Source organism: Streptococcus minor DSM 17118, from assembly GCF_000377005.1.
GTDB lineage: Bacteria > Bacillota > Bacilli > Lactobacillales > Streptococcaceae > Streptococcus > Streptococcus minor.
This window is the reverse complement of sequence record NZ_AQYB01000027.1, coordinates 1-17,857: the sequence shown is the minus strand read 5'-3', so window position 1 is coordinate 17,857 and position 17,857 is coordinate 1. Positions and strand designations below refer to the sequence as shown.

Below are 17,857 nucleotides of genomic sequence, written 5' to 3'. Positions count from 1 at the left end.
AAAAAACACAATATATAGTGATAAAAAACAAACAAAAATGATTGCTTACACAATCATTTTCATTTACTTTTTCTGGTAAAGGAGCAAGTCCGAAGTGCCTACATCAAGCACTTCGTAGCTTCTATCTAAATTATTTTTGACTCCATCTAAAAGAGGGATTTTCCGATTGACCACAATAAACTGGGCCTCGTTTTTATTTAAGTCGTAGGTAATCTGAGCTTGATTCTCCTGCGTATTCAGATAGGGTTCAGCCGTTAGGATGCTCCCTGATGAAAGGCGCTGACTACGCAAATAAATTTGAGCACTACTATCCCAAGCATAAACCTTAGCATCCCCTTCCGAGTGTTCCTGAATATAGCGAGCAATCTCGACTCGCTCCTGATGAAGATTACCCTCCAGTACATAAGTCATAACAGGACGCAAGGGAATAAAGAGACAAATAAGAAGAGGCAGGAAGAAACTAGACTTGAGGTAATCAAAATTAGCCGAAACCAAAGGCTCCTCTTCGCTCTCTTGTTTTTCCTGTTTAAGAGGCATAACAGCCATGGCAAATCCATAAGGCAACAAGATAATCAGTTGGCTCACATCAAAGTTTGGATTGCCAATGATAAAAACCAACTCCGCTAGGAAGGCTAAAACAAGAGTCGTTTTGATATAGATATGTTGCTGATTTTTAAAGGAAAGCAGGGTCAGGAAAAAGTTTTTCAAAAATCCAGATACTAGTAACGCACCACCAAGGATTGCTACAGTCCACAAAATCTGATCACCTGTAAAATCAAGACCGATATTGTAAACGAAGGTTTGCCGAATAGCGGCACCTAAAATTTGCTCTACAAAGGCATAGTAACCAACAGAGTAGATGATGAGAAGAAAACCAAACAAAGTAGCTAGGGACTGGTAAATCCCTCTTGCGAAGTGTCCGCGCTGGCCATTGAAAACCAAAAGCACTAGAGTAGCGACTACCCACAAGAGAATACTCTTTGGATAAATCATGAAAACTAGGGCTGCGTCAATCCCATAGAGGATAAACATCTCATCGCGGACACCATTTTCAAAATAGCGTACTAAAAACCAGATGCTCGTCATGAGGAAGGGAAGAGCAAAAATACTCGCGTACACGCCCCCAAATCCTGCCGCCAATACAAAAAGGTAAAGCCAGACCGTCAACTGATCAGCAGTCTCACGACTTTTGCTGAAATAAGCCATCATTTTATGGAAATAAATCCCAGCAATAAATAGAGCAATAAACTGGAAAATTGCCAAACCAATAGTCGTCTGCAAAAGTCTACTAACAAAGGATAATAAATAGTACAAAACTCCGCTAGTCCCAAAAAAGTCTCCATAGGGACTTTGCCCAACAGCCATAGCAAAACCTGCATAGATATTTTGACTTTGCAGGTTGTCAGCCAATCCTGTAAAGAAGGGATTGGCGACACTAAGTAAGCTAAGTAAGGTACTCCATAACAGGGCTGGCAAAATACGAACGGAAGGGAGATTTTCTCTAAATTCTTCATTTAGTTGACTTGTTTTAGGACTATGATGGCGCCGTTTCCCACTTCTACGGTTTCTTCGAGAATACTGCTCAGAACCATCGTTCCATTCTTCTATTTCTGTCATATACGACTCCTTGATTTAATCCTATCCATTATATCAAAAAGTCACCTATCTGTCATTTGCAATTTTTTTTAGCTAGGATTTGGGCATATTTTTCTAATTGGCGAAAGGAATGCCATTTTTGTTTCAGATAATCTGTTATAAATTGCTGCTCTTTTTCTGTCATACTTATTTATTCGTAAAAGACATTTTCAGGCACCAAAAAAAAGGAAGCTAAACAGCTCCCTGACAGTCTTTTATTCTGTCTCTTCCATAAAACTATTGAAAACTTCTTCAATCATGTCCCATTCAGCAGTGGCATCTTCTGGGATAGGTTGAAGGTCTCCTTCGGTTCCGTTTTCATTCTCCGTATATGAATAGGCTTGAATTTCCACTTCGCCATTCTCATCTTCTTCTGCACCAGCAGGAATCAAGAGAACATAGTTTTTGCCAAATTCTTCCTGACCATCAATCGTCAACAGTATTTCAAACAAGGTTTCTGTACCTTGGTCATCGACCAAGGTAATAAATTCGCGGTCATCATGATTGTGATCGTGATCGTGGTTATGTGTCATCTATTTCTCCTTAAAATGTTCTATCTAAATAATTTTGTAAAATTAGCTGAGCTGCTAATTTGTCAATCACTTTTTTGCGTTTGCCACGGCTAATATCCGCTTGCTCAATCAACATCCGCTCGGCTGCTACTGTGGTCAGACGTTCATCTTGATAATCCACAGGCAAACCAAAGAGTTCAACTAATTGTTGACCGTAGGCCTGACTAGCTTCTACACGCGGACCACTGGTATTGTTCATATTTTTAGGTAAACCGACAACAAAACGGTCCACCTTATATTCAGCTACCAGTTGCTTGAGGCGCTCAAAACCATATTCTTCCTTAGCCTCATCAATAGGAATAATTTCCAAACCTTGTGCAGTAAAGCCAAGTGGGTCCGAAATAGCTACACCGACAGTCTTTGAGCCAACATCCAATCCCATAATTCTCATCAGAGCTTAATCCCATTTTCTTTCAAGTAAAAACGTACTAACTCTTCTACAATTTCGTCTCGTTCGTATTTACGAATCTGATTACGGGCATCATTGTAGCGAGGAATATAAGCAGGATCACCGCTCAGTACATAGCCCACTATCTGGTTGATTGGATTGTAGCCTTTCTCATCTAAGGAGCGATAAACATTGGTCAATGTTTTGTTAATTTCTTGCTTGTTGGTATCGTCTAGACGAAAACGAACCGTTTCTTCTGTGAATCCCATACTTACACCTTCCTTCTATTTCTTATTCGTACTATTATATCACAAAAAGCTTTGAGTATCAATGAGTAGGACCTTTTCTTCTCTTTTCTGTTTCAACGAAAATAGATCACATTCTTTTACTCCCTGAGCTGATGTTTTGCTGTAAAGTCAACAAAAGTAAGTTACCTTTCAATCCAATGCTTTAAAATAGAAAAAAGAACCTTTTTCTTTTTTTACAAAAATAGGACTGTCTCAAGCTCCACTACTTTGTCTTTCCATGCTTTTTTTGTTATACTAAAGATATATTTTACACTTTCAATAGGAGAATGATATGAAAAAACTATCTACAATAGAATGGTCCAGTAGCTTTTTTTCAGTATTGGCAGTTCTAGCACTTATTTTTAGCGCTCTGACTGGTGCTCTAAGCTCTCAGAAAGCAGCGGCTGCTGAAATTCCTTATTCGATTACTGCGGCATCTTTGACAACAAACGGTACTGTCGCTCCAGGCGAAAATATGGATTTATCGTTCACTTGGGCTGTTGCAGATAACACGCCGATTCGTAGCGGCGATACAATCACCTTAACACTCCCAGATACTCTTGCCTTTCCAACAACTCTTGCTGGGTTGCAGCTATCCGTCAATGGTATCCCTGTAGGAACCTACACACTAGATGCTGCGTCAGGAAAAATCATTTTGTCATTCAATGATTCAGGTGAGACCTATTTTGCTGCTAATCCAAATACAAAAGGTGGAACAGTAGGTGCCAAGGTAATCGCTAGCCGTTCTGTTCTCCAACATAAACAGCCAACCGAAATCACAACTGGTAGCTTCGAAGGGATTCCGTTGACAAACTACACATTTGAAGGGGTGGGAGACGGACAAATAGATGGTTATACTTTTAAATATGGCTATCTTGATGCTAACGACCCAACCACTATTAATTGGATTGTCATTATCAACGGTTCACAAGATATCATCCGCAATATCAAGATTTCCGATACCCTTGGTGATGGACAGGCTCTTGATGGCAAAATTCGCCTAGTACGATTAGCCTATAAGGAAGGTGGCTATAAGACAGAAGAGGAGGCCCGTAAAGCTGCCGTCATCGACAATTATAGCTCCAAAATTACTGTTAATGGGAATTCTTGGGAATTTTCTTACGGAACCCCTGGACATTATAACAACGTCTACAATGCCCCAAACGGTGTAGAATACTCACCTACCTTCTTCATCCAGTACCGTACCCTAATTACAGATGTATCGAGTGTAACAGGTACTGTTAGCAACACTATCGGATTTGAAGGTTCAAATTTCCCTCTTCGCACTCGCGAAGCAACTGTGAAGTATGACTTTTCATCGTGGGCACTCTCTTGGGGTAGCAAAGAAACTTCAGCTGAAATCGTAGCTAAAAAAGTCCTTGAAGGAAAAACATTAGAAGCAGAGCAATTTGAATTTGAACTCTATGAAGTTGCTATCGATGGAACCGAAACTTTGATTGAAACCGTGAAGAATAAGGCGGATGGTAGTATCAAATTCTCGCCAATCACCTATACCCAAGCAGGCCTTCGCTCCTATGTTGTCCGCGAAAAAGTTGGCACAGATCCTCATATGACTTACTCTTCAGTTGCGCTCAACTACAAAGTCAATGTCACATATGAAAACTTCCAATATCTAGCTCAAGTTGGTGCACCAGCAAATACAACTTTCAAAAACACTTATACAGCACCAACAACTACTACAACCACAACTACAACCACTACGACTACTGTTGCACCGACAACGACAGTAGCAACTACTACAACTGCTGAGCCAACAACGACAGTAGCAACTACTACAACTGCTGAGCCAACAACGACAGCAGCAACTACTACAACTGCTGAGCCGACAACGACAGCAGTAACTACTACAACTGCTGAGCCGGCAACGACAGTAGCAACTACTACAACTACTGAACCGAAAACTACTACTACAACCACAGTAGATCCAGGTACATCAAGCACTACACCTCCACCATCAGGTAAAAAAGGAAAAATCTTACCTAAAACTGGTGAAGAGAGTTCTCTTACAGCAACCCTTATCGGATTTGCACTCCTATTCGTAGCTGCTCTGGCAGGAATCCTTTACCGTAAATCAAAAAAAGCTTAGGTGTTTCTGATATAACGAAAAAATGAGTTAGAAAGAATTCTTTCTAACTCATTTTTTTACATTATTATTTTTTAATCCTGAATCTTGCGATCTTTGAAAACCAACCATTTGCTAATCACATAATTTGTCACCATAATCAACACTTGGGCTAAAATTGTTTCAATACGATTGACCCAAATCACATCGTTATTGACAAACTGTCCAATGATTTGTGGAAACTTTTCGACCAACAAATAGGCCAAAGCTAAGTCTAGCACAAGAGTTGATAGGCGGGCTATAAAAAATTTGACAAAACGGATGAACCATCCTTTTCTTTCTTGGACAAACACAAAGCGATCATTGGTAAAGAAAGCAAAGATGACAGCCGTAACATTTGACACCAGAACAGCAAAGGTAACATGCCTTGTCAGAATAAACAACACATCTCGAGTGACGATAGAGACTATGGTTGTTAATACACCAAAAAACAGATACTTAAAAACTTCTGATTTGAGAAATGTTACTAGGAAAGAGCGTATATTTTTCATTTCTTCCTCCTAAAAAAGGTCTTTCTTGGCTTCAACTTTTCGGTCATATCGAAGCATACTAAGGATACCCACCAAGGAGATCAAACTGAAAAAACCACCTGCCAACAAGCCACTTGGGACATATGTCATAACAATCTTATGCTTACCTGGTGTGATGGGGAAGGAAAGGAAGGTATCCCATGCTCTCTTAGTGGCTACTTCTTTCCCATCCACTGTAACTGTCCAACCTGGACTATAAGGGATACTGGTCATCATCACACTACTATCATCTGTAATATTGACTGTTCCAGCAACCTTTGTATTGGTCCACTGGGTAACTGTCATACTTTGTTCCTTACGAGCAGCTAGGACTCGTTTAATTGCATCATTATCTGCACGAATGAAACCGGCATCGCTCATATTGATTTCCTGGTCAGTGGTAAAACGAAATTCCAGTGTCACTTCCTGACCCTCAGCGTTGGAAGTCAGTTGCCAAAGTTGCTTTTGAGCAAAGACAACTCCATGTGGCAACCATTGACCATTGAGTAGGATAGATACCTTATCGCGGTGCTCTTTTAAATTATTTGGAGTAAGGAAATAATAGGTATAGCTACTCTTAGGTATGACCTTATAGCGAATAATGCCTGGCTGATCTGAATTCTTCACTTTATAGACCGTCTCACCCACAGCATTGGTCATTTCTTGCATATTCTCGGTTTGAATGTCTGTGAAACTATAGGCTTGGAAATACTGAACAACATTTTCCTGCTCTCCCATCATCGTATTCAAGATGAGGTTTTGATTGGAAACAGGATTATTCTGTCCAAAAGTAATATTTTGGAGCAGAACCCCTGTACCAAAGGCTACAGAAAAGGCATCTGGATTTTCATATACCAAGTAACGACTGTCTTCATAAACCTTTTTAGTGAAGGTCTCCTGAATATCTTTACGTGTTGTCAAGCGACCAAAGTACTGTCTCTCAGGATGCTGTTCAATTTCAGCAGGATCTTGCTCCTTATAATCCATATAGTAACGAACGCCATAAAGAGCATCTGTCAACAAAGTCCCATTGGCATACTGAGTAGAAGCATTAATCCCATAATCTCCCATGTAGGCGAAGTGATCCATTGTGGTCCTCTCCAAGCTAGAACTAAAGGTACTGAGCCCAGGGAAGTTAAGAAGAGTTGGAGAGGTGCGCGAATAAGCAAAAGAGCTTCCGATACGATAGAATCCAGCTTGATTGTGTTCTTTGACAGTATCTACCACCCGCTTAACAGAAACTGTTGCATCACTAAACTTGTAAGCATCTGCATAACCAAGAGTTACTTGTGACAGGTAAGCATTGTAGCCGAGTTCCAAAACGGTCATGATAGCCAAGAGAGACCAAGCTACTTTCTTCGGTTGGAAGGCAAAAACAAGAAGGACCACAATCCAACTCATCATCGTCAAGGAAACCTGTGTCAGTAGATAGCCTGTTTTTAAAAGGAATATTCCCCCTACCAACGCACTCAAAAGGACTAGTGACGCAATGATCTTCTCCTTATTTTTTTGTTGCCATTTTTTCCAGATATAGTAGAGAATGGCAATAGAAACCAAAGATAAGAGGAGGTAAATAGTATTACCATTGGCTTTTAGGTAAGTCATCACAGTCTCAGATTGCTTTTTAGCAATATAGGTATAATCATGTGTTGCCACATAATAACCGGTTAGCGCAATCGGAAGCAAACCGATGATAACTCCCTTCCAAGTCAACTTGGGACCTTGCTTGTAAGCTTGATAGGCCAAAAGAACCATGAAGAAGGATAAAATCCATGAAAACCGGTAAAAGAAACCGGCTGGATTCTGACCCATGTGCCAAATTTTACTAGTAAATTCGTGGACAAAGGAAATGAAAAAGACAAGAGTGACAATGACTGCCCCTATTTTTTGGTAACGGTGAGCTCGAGCAAAAATGAAATAAAAGATAAAGCCAAGCAGACCCAGAGCACCAACATAAATGTTTGGTAAGTTAGGTCCAGCTGACCAACCAGAGGTGGTATCAAAGCCACCAATCATCAACTTGGAGAGGATATCCAGAGGATTGATTTGAAGGGCCCAAACAAAGGCCATACCACCTCCAACTTGACCCTTACTTTGCATGAGGTTGATGACAACAGGGTAGAGAAGAACTGCTGCTAGCCCAATCCCTAAAATAGAGAAACACAGAACTCGCACTAGCGGTTGTAAGTAGTTATTGATTTTCGCTTTCCAATTACCTTCAATAGCCAAGTTCGGTGCTGTATAGTAGCAAGCATAGAGGGCAATGAAAATGCAGACCATATAACCTAAGTAAAACTGCATAAACATTGTCGCAGCCAGTAAGAACATGTACTTATAAGGCTTGCTTCCATCTAAGAGTTCTTCCAAGGCCACAATGAGCAACGGTAGCATGAACATCACATCATAAAAGATAGTATTCATCTGGTAAGAAACAAGCATTCCTGACAGTGTATAAGCTGTTGAGAAAATCGGAACCATCCAAGCATTCTTTTCTAAGCCCCTATAGCGCTTAACCAAGAGATAAGCAAAACTCCAGCCAATGACGCCATAACGTAACCAAATAGTCAAGAAGACTCCCAGAGGGAAATACTTCAACGGCAAAAGGATATAGATGATATTAAAAGGACTCATCAAATAATAGGATAAAATCCCAATCATTTCTCCACCCAAGGATTTGGTAAAGGAGTATGAAAAAGCTGTCCAATCACCTGTCAAAACTGCATTTTTTAAAAAACCATAAAAGCTGATGTATTGATGACTAAAATCTACCGCCATCAAACTTTTGCTTCCAAAAGGATACATCTCCATCTTGGCCCAAACCACCAACATAATGAGCATAGGCACTAAAGCACTAGCCATATAAACACACAGCTTTTGATGCTTCCTAATCCAATTGTTAGCAGGTTCCAGTTTTTTATTCAGAAAAGAAAACCCTTCATTTATTTGTTTTATCATTATCCAACCCTATCTTTCTCAGCTTTTTCTATATTGGTCTCTCCGACAATAAAATGCGGACGGCGCTTAACTTCGTAGTAGATTTTCCCAATATATTCCCCTAAAATACCAATAGAAATCAGTTGCACCCCACTAAAGAGAATCACTGCTGCAATGGTAGTAAAGTAGCCACTGACCGTATGACCAGTATTGGCAACGTATTGGTAAAATTCAAAGAATAGATAAATAAGTGCTAGTCCCAAACTGAAAAAACCAAACTGAATACATAGTCGCAAAGGCTTGTCATTAAAGGAAATAATCCCTTGAATAGCATAGTTGAGTGACTTCTTAAAGCCAAATTTACTCTTTCCGGCCTCACGGACCTGGTTTTTGTACAGAATGACCTTCTCCTTAAAACCAATCCATTCGTACAGTCCTTTGTTGAAGCGATTATACTCTGGAAGCGCTAGAAAGGTCCCTACAGCTCTTTTACTTAAAAGGCGTAGTTCTGACTTACCATCTGTTAACTTAACATCCATGGAATGATTGGATACATCATAGAAAAGTCGTGCAAAAAAACTAGATAACTTAGACTCACCCTCTCGATCACGCTGTCCACTGACAATATCATACCCTTCCTTATAGGCAGCAACAAATTGTGGAATCAAGTAAGGTGGATGCTGTAAATCCCCATCCATCACCATGACCGCATCACCTGTCGCATACTTGAAGCCAGCCAAAATCCCACCTTCTCGACCAAAATTTCGGCTGAGACTAATATAGCGAATCCGCTCATCGGTCTGGGCTAATTCCTCCATAATCTCAAAGGTACGATCTTTAGAGCCATCATCGATGTAGAGCAACTCATAGTCATCCAATTCCTTTCCCAGCATACTCTGGAGCTGGTCCGACATAGCTTCATGAGTCTTCTTAATCACCTTTTCTTCATTGTAGAAAGTAATCAATAATGATAGTTTCATCCTATTTCCTCGTAATCTTTTTAAATAAAAAGAACTTTTTCAGTCATTTCCTGTAAAAAAGAGAGAATCTCCATTCTCTCTTATTTAATTTCTTCCATCAATCCCATTTCAAAGAGAATTCTTTTTAAACAGTGTGAGCCTTATTTTTCTCTGAATCCTCTGGGGAAATAAACTTCGCAACAGCATGTTTATTATATCACAATTCAGTGGCGTTGCAATGCTCTATCCCTATTTTACCATATTTCAGTGCCTTTTTTCTAGAAATTTGAATAGTAACTAAAGCAGAAAAATAGCTGTAAATGAGTAACCCTAGAGGTAGTCACATGGATGGTTGAATGTTTTACGTGCATGGCTTGCACCAGAGAGCATCTATTGACAGAAGAAAGAACAGGCGATATACTAAAATGAAGTGTGCCTTGTTTCTTGCACACTCTCCACTATTACTATTTGAGGATAAACTATGTTCAGTCGCCTACCATCGCTTAAAATCCCCTTTATGATTCCTAGCAAGGATTTGGGATTTCTACATCTTATCAATGGTTTTCTAGTCTATGCTATCATCAGCCTATTGACTCTTCCCGTCGAAACTATTTTTATAGACTTAAAAGCGACTATCCCTTTTCTTTTTGGGCTGGCTTTTGTGTTGCTTATGGCTGTTTGTAGTCACATACTAAACCTACGCTATAAACAATATCAACCTCAATCAACTTTTGTAGCACTCATAACAATCTACCTTTTTTTAGTTATCATCAAAAGCCCATCCCTATTGATTAACATTGGCTTTTTTCTCCTTGGGTTTGCTGTCTACGCCAAACTCTCCTGGGAGAAAAACAAGTACCGCCAATTACTCCCCTTGGGTTTGCTATTGACACTACCAAAGGTTGCCTATCTCCTTTACCACCCAGCAGCCATTGACCTTAAACGTTTTGTCATCGACCACAACAACTGGAACCTAAACCGCATCTGGATTATTCTCATGTCCATCATCTATGCTATCTGTACCTACCTTCTGGTCTCTCACCTACCTAATAGTGTGTTTACCAAGGCTCTCGATAGACAAAAAGGTGCACGAATGTTATATGCTATAGTCGGTTTCTTAGGTCTGATTTATGTTGCCTATCTCTGTATCGTCAGCGCCTATAATGTCACCACCTTGTCCGTTTCCACTTTTGACATCGGGATTTTCTCCCAGATGTTTGAAAGTATGAAACGGGATTTTTCACAGGTGACTACCCTTGAGCGCGATAGGTTCCTATCCCATTTCGGGGTCCATATTTCTCCAATTTACTACCTCTTGCTCCCTTTCTACTACCTATTCCCCCACGGAGAAACCTTAGAAGTTCTACAAGTTTTGGTTGTCTTTTCTGGAGTCATTCCTCTTTATCTCATCCTGAAAAAGATGGATTTTCCAGCCTTCACCAAACCACTAATTCTCTTCTGGTTTTTGGTCACACCCGCCTTAACAACGGCTGGCGCCTATCATTTGCATGAAAACTGTTTTCTTGTTCCTTTGTTACTTTGGCTCATTTATGCCAATATCACCCATTGGAAATGGCGCTTATTCTTAGTAGTCCTCTTAACTCTCATGATCAAGGAAGATGCTTTTATCTATGTCGTCAGTATTGGCCTTTACTTCCTACTGCAAAAGCGATTTGAGCAAACTAAGGGATCTCGGATAAGAATCATTCTCGGACAGCTAATAATCCCTATCATCTATTTCGGACTCTGTCTCTTCATTCTCAGTCAATTCGGCGAAGGAGCCATGGTCAGTCGTTTCGATAATTTCTTATTAGACGGACAAGAAGGGTTACGCAAGATTTTAGAAAATATCTTCCTCAATCCAACCTATACCTTTGCTAGCTTCTTTAGTCAGGCCAAATTGAAATATATTCTCATCCTCTTTTTGACCCAAGCCTTTCTCCCTATCTTGCAAAAGGAATGGGCCAACTATCTGCTCCTTATCCCTCTCGTCGTTATCAACTTACTTTCGGATTGGATTTATCAAGTTGATTTCGGCTTCCAGTATAGCTATGGTAGCAATACCCTAAGTTTCTTTTTAGCCATCTTGGCCCTTGAAGCTCTCTGGCAACAATTTAACCAATCAGGAAATCAACTTTTGGCAAGCAAACGAATTACCAGCTTAGTGCTAATTGCCAGTATTTTTTCTGCTCATATTCTTTATGCCCATATCAATGGTTGGCATCACAATACTCTCAGCTATTTCCGTGATGCTAAGAAATTTGATGATATTCATTACACCTTATCAACTATCCCAAGAGACAAATCTGTACTAGCCTTTCATTCTTATACGGTTGCTCTGCGTTCAGTACCAGAGCTCTATGACGTTTTCTACCACAATCAGCAAGAATACGATGACCAGATTGATATCATCGTTGTTCCACGAATAATCATGGAAAATCGTGAGAGCAAAGAACAGCAAGTAGTCTCCCTCTACCTACAAAAAGGGTATATGGAAGGTGCCCAATCTACGGAGCAGATTCTTATTTTAGAGAAACCCTAACCTCTTGCCACTACTAAACTAAACTAAATAAGCACCCTCCAAATATGGAAGGTGCTCTTTTTATAGTCTTACAAAAGATTCTATCTTTTTAACTATTTTGATCAAGCCTCTTTAGACTTACGATACAAGATACTTGCTACACCTGCAACTGCCATCAAAGCAAGCCCAATCAGACTAGCTGTTAATCCACTCTCTTCACCAGTTTTTGGCAAGATTTTTCTTTTCTTACCTGCTGGAGGAGGAGTTTGGCTAGTAGTGGCATCTGGCGCTACTGTTGTCATAGTAGTGGTAGTGCTAGTTGTAGTTGGTTCTGCTATCGTAGTAGTTGAAACAGTTGTGCTTGGCTCTGCTGTAGTTGTTGTTGGCTCTACAGTAGTGGTAGTCACTACTGTTGTTGTTGGCTCTACAGTCGTGGTAGTGGCTACTGTTGTCGGCTCTGCTGTAGTGGTAGTAGCTACTGTTGTTGTTGGCTCTACAGTCGTGGTAGTTGAAACAGTTGTACTTGGTTCTGCTGTTGTGCTAGTCGTACTAGTGGTGGTTGGCTCTGTAGTCGTTGTTGTCGCACTAGTAGTACTTGGTTCTGCAGTCGTGCTAGTCGTACTAGTAGTGCTTGGTTCTGCTGTTGTGCTAGTTGTACTAGTTGTACTAGTAGTGCTTGGTTCTGCTGTTGTGCTAGTTGTACTAGTCGTAGTTGTTGTGGTGGTTGTAGTTGTAGTCGTGGTAGTAGTTGTTGGAGGAGTGTATTTATTTGTGAAAACAATATCAGCTGATTGACCGGCCTTTTCTTTCGTTACCACAGCCAGCAATGTTTTGAAGTCTTCTTTGATAATAACGACTTTAACATCATAGATTTCTTCAGAATATTGAACACCTGGCTCGGATCCTTTTACCTCACGCACTTTATAGTGATATTCTTTAAAAACATCCTTTTCTGTATAGATAATCGGCTCAAAGCGGAAGATTCCATCTGCTCCATTCTGAACAGTTTGAAGAACAGTTTCTTGATTATCCACTAATTCAAAACTGTATTGGTTTTCCTTAAGGACTTTTCCTTCCAGAACTTTTTTACCCTCAATGACAACCTCAACTGGCTTGGCTGGGGTATAGATATTTCTGAAAATCCGTTGGTCTTCATCACCTTCAACAGTTGCAACTAATGCGTTCTTTGCAGCATCTCTCGTCACTCTGATTGTCACGGTAATCGGATTAGCATAGGTCATCCCCTCAATACCCGTATTCACTTCCTCAATCGTATAGGTGAAGACTCCTTCTTCTTTGAAGGTCAACGGTTTAAAGATAACCTCCCCCGTTGCTGTATTTTTAACCCTGTCAAGCTCTTCTTGCTGTTCATTCTTTAAGATAAACTCAAACTTATAACGTGACACATCTGCATTTTCCAAAACTTTTTTAGCTTTAATCGTGGCTTGTGTCTCAGCTGGCTTTTTCTTATTGATGATTGTTTTCAAAACACTCTTGGTATTAGTGTCAAAATCTGCTGGGTTAATGGTAATATCCGCTACCTTTTCGTAGCCTTCAGGAGCCTTAATTTCCTTCAACGTATAGGTGTCATTTAAAAGTTTACCTAGTGACCCCTCTCCTTGATCATCCGTTGTTATTTGACCAACGGACTTTCCTGTACGGTTGCGGATGACATCAAACACAACATCTTTTAGAGCTTGACCTTCTTCATTCTCCTTCTTAATCTTAATGGAGTAGACATAGCCTTCAGCTTTACCGCCAGCAGCAAGGAAGGTATAACCTGATTGAGTCTTTTCTTTAATGCCATTCGTTGCAGTCAATGTAGCATCATTTGCGAAAGCTTCTCCATCAACTGGAGCATATGGCAATTTGACATCATAATATATCTGAATTCCTTCTTCAGATGTCATATCTGGTAACTCTATAGAGAAACTATTCCCAGTAATTGTCACTGGTGAGAGGGCAGTGATATCAACACTATCTGCAAGATACCACTCTCCCTTGGTAAAAGTCCATTTACCTTTGGTTACAGCAAACGAATCCTTAATGTACTGAACATCTTGGTTGCGGAGGACATCTACCACTCTTACACCAGACATATTTTTACCAGAACGATTCAGAGCAATACCAAAGTGTCCAATCGTAGAATCCTTGCTATCTTGCCAGCCACCTTTTTCGATATCTACTTTCGTTGGCTTTGCAGGCCCCTCAAATTGAACATTGCCAGCATGAACAATCTTTCCTGAGACAGTGATATCAATTGGAACTGCTCGTTTTTCTTCTACTACTTGGTGGTCAACACGTACATAAAAGAAAAAACTTCCTTTGGTGCCAGAGTGCGTTTCAGGATAGCTAGTATAGGTAATTTGGATTTGTTGTGGTTTGGTATTTGGAACAAGGGCACCTTTGGCTACCAGATTTGCCTGACTATCTTCTATATCAAATGTCACTCCTCCAAAAAACTGAATCTCCTCGGGCAACACAACGGTTGTCGTATCACCTTCATGGATGTCTTGACCAGTCAAGTCAAAATCAGCATTGATACGAAACTGTTGCCATTGGGCTATATCCTTCGTCAATTCATTGCCATCTTTATCAGTGATATACATTCTAGTAATGACATTGCCCTTTTCAGCAGCAGATACTGGGTTATACCCAAGCAAGACACTTGATAATGCTGCCAAAAGAACGATTATACTACCTAGTATAACTTTTTTAAACATCTTATCTCCTTTTTACATTACAATTAATCCTATCGAACAACTACCATAATTTGTCCGATGATATTATAATATATTAAGTTTGAATTGTCAAAGCATTACGCATTTTTTTATTAGCCTTAGAAAACAAAAATTAATCTTCCATTTGCTTATTTTTTAATGTGATATCATTTTATAATCATAAAAAATAATTACTTCTAATCCTTTGTATTATGGTAAAAAAACGAGAGGTACACTCCCGTTTGAAATATATCAGGAACTACATCTGCATTTGGTAAAGGGATAGGATTGATCCCTTTCTATTCAAATTCCAAACACAAAAAGAGAGGATTCATTTGATCCTCTCTAAGATTAGCTATTTATCAATCCTCTGTCATTGATTAAGAATCAACTATTGAGTTATTAAGCTTTCTTCGATTTACGGTACAACACACTTGCTACACCTGCAACTGCCATCAAAGCAAGTCCAATCAGACTAGCTGTTAATCCACTCTCTTCACCAGTTTTTGGCAAGATTTTTCTTTTCTTACCTGCTGGAGGAGGAGTTTGGCTAGTAGTAGCATCTGGTACTACTGTTGTCGTAGTAGTAGTAGTGCTAGTTGTAGTTGGTTCTGCTGTTGTTGTGGTAGCTACGGTTGTAGTTGGCTCTACAGTAGTGGTAGTTGCAACTGTTGTTGGTTCTGCTGTCGTTGTAGTTGCAACTGTTGTTGGTTCTGTAGTCGTTGTAGTTGCAACTGTTGTGCTTGGTTCCGCAGTTGTACTAGTCGTACTAGTGGTGGTTGGCTCTGCTGTCGTTGTTGTCGCACTAGTAGTACTTGGTTCTGCTGTTGTGCTAGTTGTACTAGTCGTAGTTGTTGTGGTCGTAGTAGTTGTAGTAGTTGTAGTAGTTGTAGTTGTGGTCGTAGTGGTTGGCTCTGCATAAACATTCTCAAAAGCAGGAAATACAGAATATTCAAGGTCATGGCTCAACGCACCTGTCACTGGGTCAGCAGTAACAGTGATGGTCGCTGTGATAGTTTTTCCATCATACGTTACATTATCAATCGTTTGACCACCATTTGTTTCAGTAATGGTATAAACGTATTGACCTGCTTGATTAAAGGTTAAGTCGGCGAACTCAACAAGACCATCTTTATAATTGGTCACACGTTCTACAACTTTTCCAGTTTTGCTATCTGTCAAGACAAACTCAAACTCATCGGCCTTCAAGGTGCGACCTGTCAAAGTCTTCGTTACAGCCAATGGAACAGCTGTGGATGCTTTCCTATTGGTAATATTTCGGATAGCACCGTTTGCAGTCACTGTCACTTCTACAGGAGTTTGATTTAAAACATAACCAGCGGGAGCAGTAACCTCTTTGACGGTAAATTTCCCTGCTGCTATCTCCTGTTCTGTAAAGACTGGTGACTGAGTCCGACCATGAGTCTCATCAGTAGGATCCAAGGTAATAACACTACCATCTGGCTTAGTGACTGTAAAGACAGCGCCACCTAGACGTTGGCCAGTTTCTGCATCTGTCTTGTAGATTGTGATACGGTTACCAGTCTCAATAGAGATAGTACCACCTTCTTGGATACGACTCGAACGAGTGACTTCCAGGTCTGTTACTTGACTAGTGATGTTGGTTGTCAACTTACCCTTGTCAGTTGAAATCGAAACTGTGTTACCTACAGTTGAGCCATCTGCTGGTGCTGAAGTAGCATAATCAATCATAAAGCGACGATTACCAGGATTGATAATGCTCAGCTCAAATTTTGTGTAGGCAGGATCAAAACTGACTTCATAGTCTTTCCCAGCTACCAACTTAACAGGGTTGGTGAGTTGCCAACCTTGGTCGATACCATCACCTGCTGTCACCTCGAAGGTTTCCGGGATAAACTGCATTGGTCCACCAGTTTCAAGTATCGCATCTCTTACAACAAATACAGAATAGTTTTCACCCCTAGCATTGGCACGGATACGCCATTTATGCCAGTAATCGCCTGATTTACCCAAAATATCTGACGACCATTTAACCTTATTAATAACTCCAGCATATTTGGCAAAGTTTTCTTTACCAACCGCTTCAGTATTGTCTGTTGCTTGACGTTTTGAAACTTTGAAAGAAATTTCTTTAGTAGTGGTATCTTTAATATTTGTAAAGGTCTTAGTTGTCAAAGCTTGCTCAGCCTCTGCTGAGAAGGCGGTGAAGAAAGAACCTTTTACATTCAGAACCTCTGTCGCTTGTTTCTTAGCTAGATATTCTTTCAGATTCTTCATGGTAATGGTCACTTTTCCACCCTGACTAGCTCCATTGGAAGCAATGACTGCATCAGCAATAGCAACATTGGTCTCAGGGTCGTTCAATTCGATTTTAGCACCATTTTTTACTGTGAAGGGAGCTGGAACTGTGAACGTGAAAAAATCCCCATCTTCAACATTGCTGTTGTAGGCAGATAAGTCAAATTTGGTATCAAAGGAATAGTTATTCCCGATAACCAAATCATAAGCTCCATCCTTCTTTGATGCTTCACGGCCATTTGAATTATCCCAGATGATAATATCTGAGAGGACATTGGTCAATTCTTTAGCTTCTGTCGTCTGTCCAAAAGCTGTCGCACCAAAAAGCACCAAGAGTGTCATAACAAAGCTTGTTAGCCACTTTTTGATATTTTTCATAATTGGTTTCCTTTCGTCCCACTAAGAGTTTTTTGTATAGGTAATATTTTTAATGTTATTTGTTTTATATATCCTATACTAACAATCTATCTCTTGAGAAGGCTTTTATATAATTTTGGGTTAAAATCCCTGAAAAAATTATACCTTTAAAACAAGGGGTTGTCAACCTTTTTATCTCATGAAACTGTTTGATTTTTCAAACCAAAAAGAGAGAAATATTTCTCTCTCTTTCATCTATGTTGCTTAAGCCTCTTTAGACTTACGGTACAAGAGACCTGCTACACCTGCAACTGCCATCAAAGCAAGTCCAATCAGACTAGCTGTTAAACCACTCTCTTCACCGGTTTTTGGCAAGAGTTTTCTTTTCTTACCTACTGGAGGAGGTGTTTGGCTAGTAGTGACATCTGGCACTACTGTGGTCGTAGTAGTTGTGCTAGTACTAGTTGTGGTTGGCTCTGCAGTCGTGGTTGTAGCTACTGTTGTTGTCAGTTCTGCAGTCGTGGTTGTAGCTACTGTCGTTGTTGGTGCTGC

12 protein-coding genes are annotated in these 17,857 nt (G+C 40.1%); 2 read left to right on the top strand and 10 right to left on the bottom strand.

Features of this window, described 5'->3' with window-relative positions:
- Window positions 1–63 precede the first annotated feature (63 nt).
- The 4 genes from F602_RS0102565 to F602_RS0102545 form a co-directional block, all read right to left on the bottom strand.
- Complete coding sequence (locus tag F602_RS0102565; RefSeq protein ID WP_018166396.1) at window positions 64–1,617, bottom strand: hypothetical protein; 1,554 nt, start codon at window positions 1,615–1,617, stop codon at window positions 64–66.
- Between the two features lie 233 nt (window positions 1,618–1,850).
- Window positions 1,851–2,168 carry a DUF1292 domain-containing protein gene (locus tag F602_RS0102555; protein ID WP_018166395.1) on the bottom strand — a complete coding sequence of 106 codons (318 nt, stop codon included), beginning with the start codon at window positions 2,166–2,168 and terminating at the stop codon, window positions 1,851–1,853.
- 10 nt (window positions 2,169–2,178) lie between these two features.
- Complete coding sequence (gene ruvX, locus F602_RS0102550; RefSeq protein ID WP_026183277.1) at window positions 2,179–2,598, bottom strand: Holliday junction resolvase RuvX; 420 nt, start codon at window positions 2,596–2,598, stop codon at window positions 2,179–2,181.
- On the bottom strand, window positions 2,598–2,864 hold the full coding sequence (locus F602_RS0102545; RefSeq protein ID WP_018166393.1) for an IreB family regulatory phosphoprotein: 267 nt from the start codon (window positions 2,862–2,864) through the stop codon (window positions 2,598–2,600). Before F602_RS0102545 ends, ruvX begins: the two co-directional genes overlap by 1 nt.
- A gap of 310 nt (window positions 2,865–3,174) precedes the next feature.
- Between F602_RS0102545 and F602_RS0102540 the strand changes: the two genes are divergently transcribed.
- The gene (locus F602_RS0102540) at window positions 3,175–4,989 is read left to right on the top strand and encodes a collagen binding domain-containing protein (RefSeq protein ID WP_026183276.1); all 1,815 of its coding nucleotides are present in this window, start codon (window positions 3,175–3,177) and stop codon (window positions 4,987–4,989) included.
- A 71-nt stretch (window positions 4,990–5,060) separates the two neighbouring features.
- Here F602_RS0102540 and F602_RS0102535 read toward each other — a convergent pair whose 3' ends face one another.
- From F602_RS0102535 to pgfS, 3 genes are read right to left on the bottom strand one after another with little or no spacing between them, the layout of a single operon-like run.
- Window positions 5,061–5,516, bottom strand: a complete 456-nt coding sequence (locus F602_RS0102535) for a GtrA family protein (RefSeq protein WP_018166392.1) — start codon at window positions 5,514–5,516, stop codon at window positions 5,061–5,063.
- A 9-nt stretch (window positions 5,517–5,525) separates the two neighbouring features.
- Window positions 5,526–8,489, bottom strand: coding sequence for a glycosyltransferase PgfM1 (gene pgfM1 / locus F602_RS10295; RefSeq protein ID WP_156801838.1), 2,964 nt, complete (start codon window positions 8,487–8,489; stop codon window positions 5,526–5,528).
- Window positions 8,489–9,448 (bottom strand): glycosyltransferase PgfS, encoded by a 960-nt coding sequence (gene pgfS, locus F602_RS0102525; protein WP_018166390.1) that lies wholly within the window; start codon window positions 9,446–9,448, stop codon window positions 8,489–8,491. The genes pgfM1 and pgfS overlap by 1 nt, the downstream gene beginning before the upstream one ends.
- Window positions 9,449–9,908: 460 nt before the next feature.
- On the opposite strand from pgfS, the gene F602_RS0102520 reads away from it, so the two are divergent.
- Window positions 9,909–11,969: a DUF2079 domain-containing protein gene (locus F602_RS0102520; protein ID WP_018166389.1), complete on the top strand. Its 2,061-nt coding sequence runs from the start codon at window positions 9,909–9,911 to the stop codon at window positions 11,967–11,969.
- A gap of 101 nt (window positions 11,970–12,070) precedes the next feature.
- Here the strand turns inward: F602_RS0102520 and F602_RS10290 are convergent, their stop codons facing one another.
- From F602_RS10290 to F602_RS10280, 3 genes are all read right to left on the bottom strand, one after another.
- Window positions 12,071–14,671 carry an Ig-like domain-containing protein gene (locus tag F602_RS10290; protein ID WP_018166388.1) on the bottom strand — a complete coding sequence of 867 codons (2,601 nt, stop codon included), beginning with the start codon at window positions 14,669–14,671 and terminating at the stop codon, window positions 12,071–12,073.
- Between the two features lie 399 nt (window positions 14,672–15,070).
- Window positions 15,071–17,326, bottom strand: coding sequence for a SpaA isopeptide-forming pilin-related protein (locus tag F602_RS10285; protein ID WP_018166387.1), 2,256 nt, complete (start codon window positions 17,324–17,326; stop codon window positions 15,071–15,073).
- Window positions 17,327–17,569: 243 nt separating this feature from the next.
- Window positions 17,570–17,857: LPXTG cell wall anchor domain-containing protein (locus F602_RS10280; RefSeq protein WP_040839673.1), on the bottom strand; the 288-nt coding region annotated here is incomplete at its 5' end.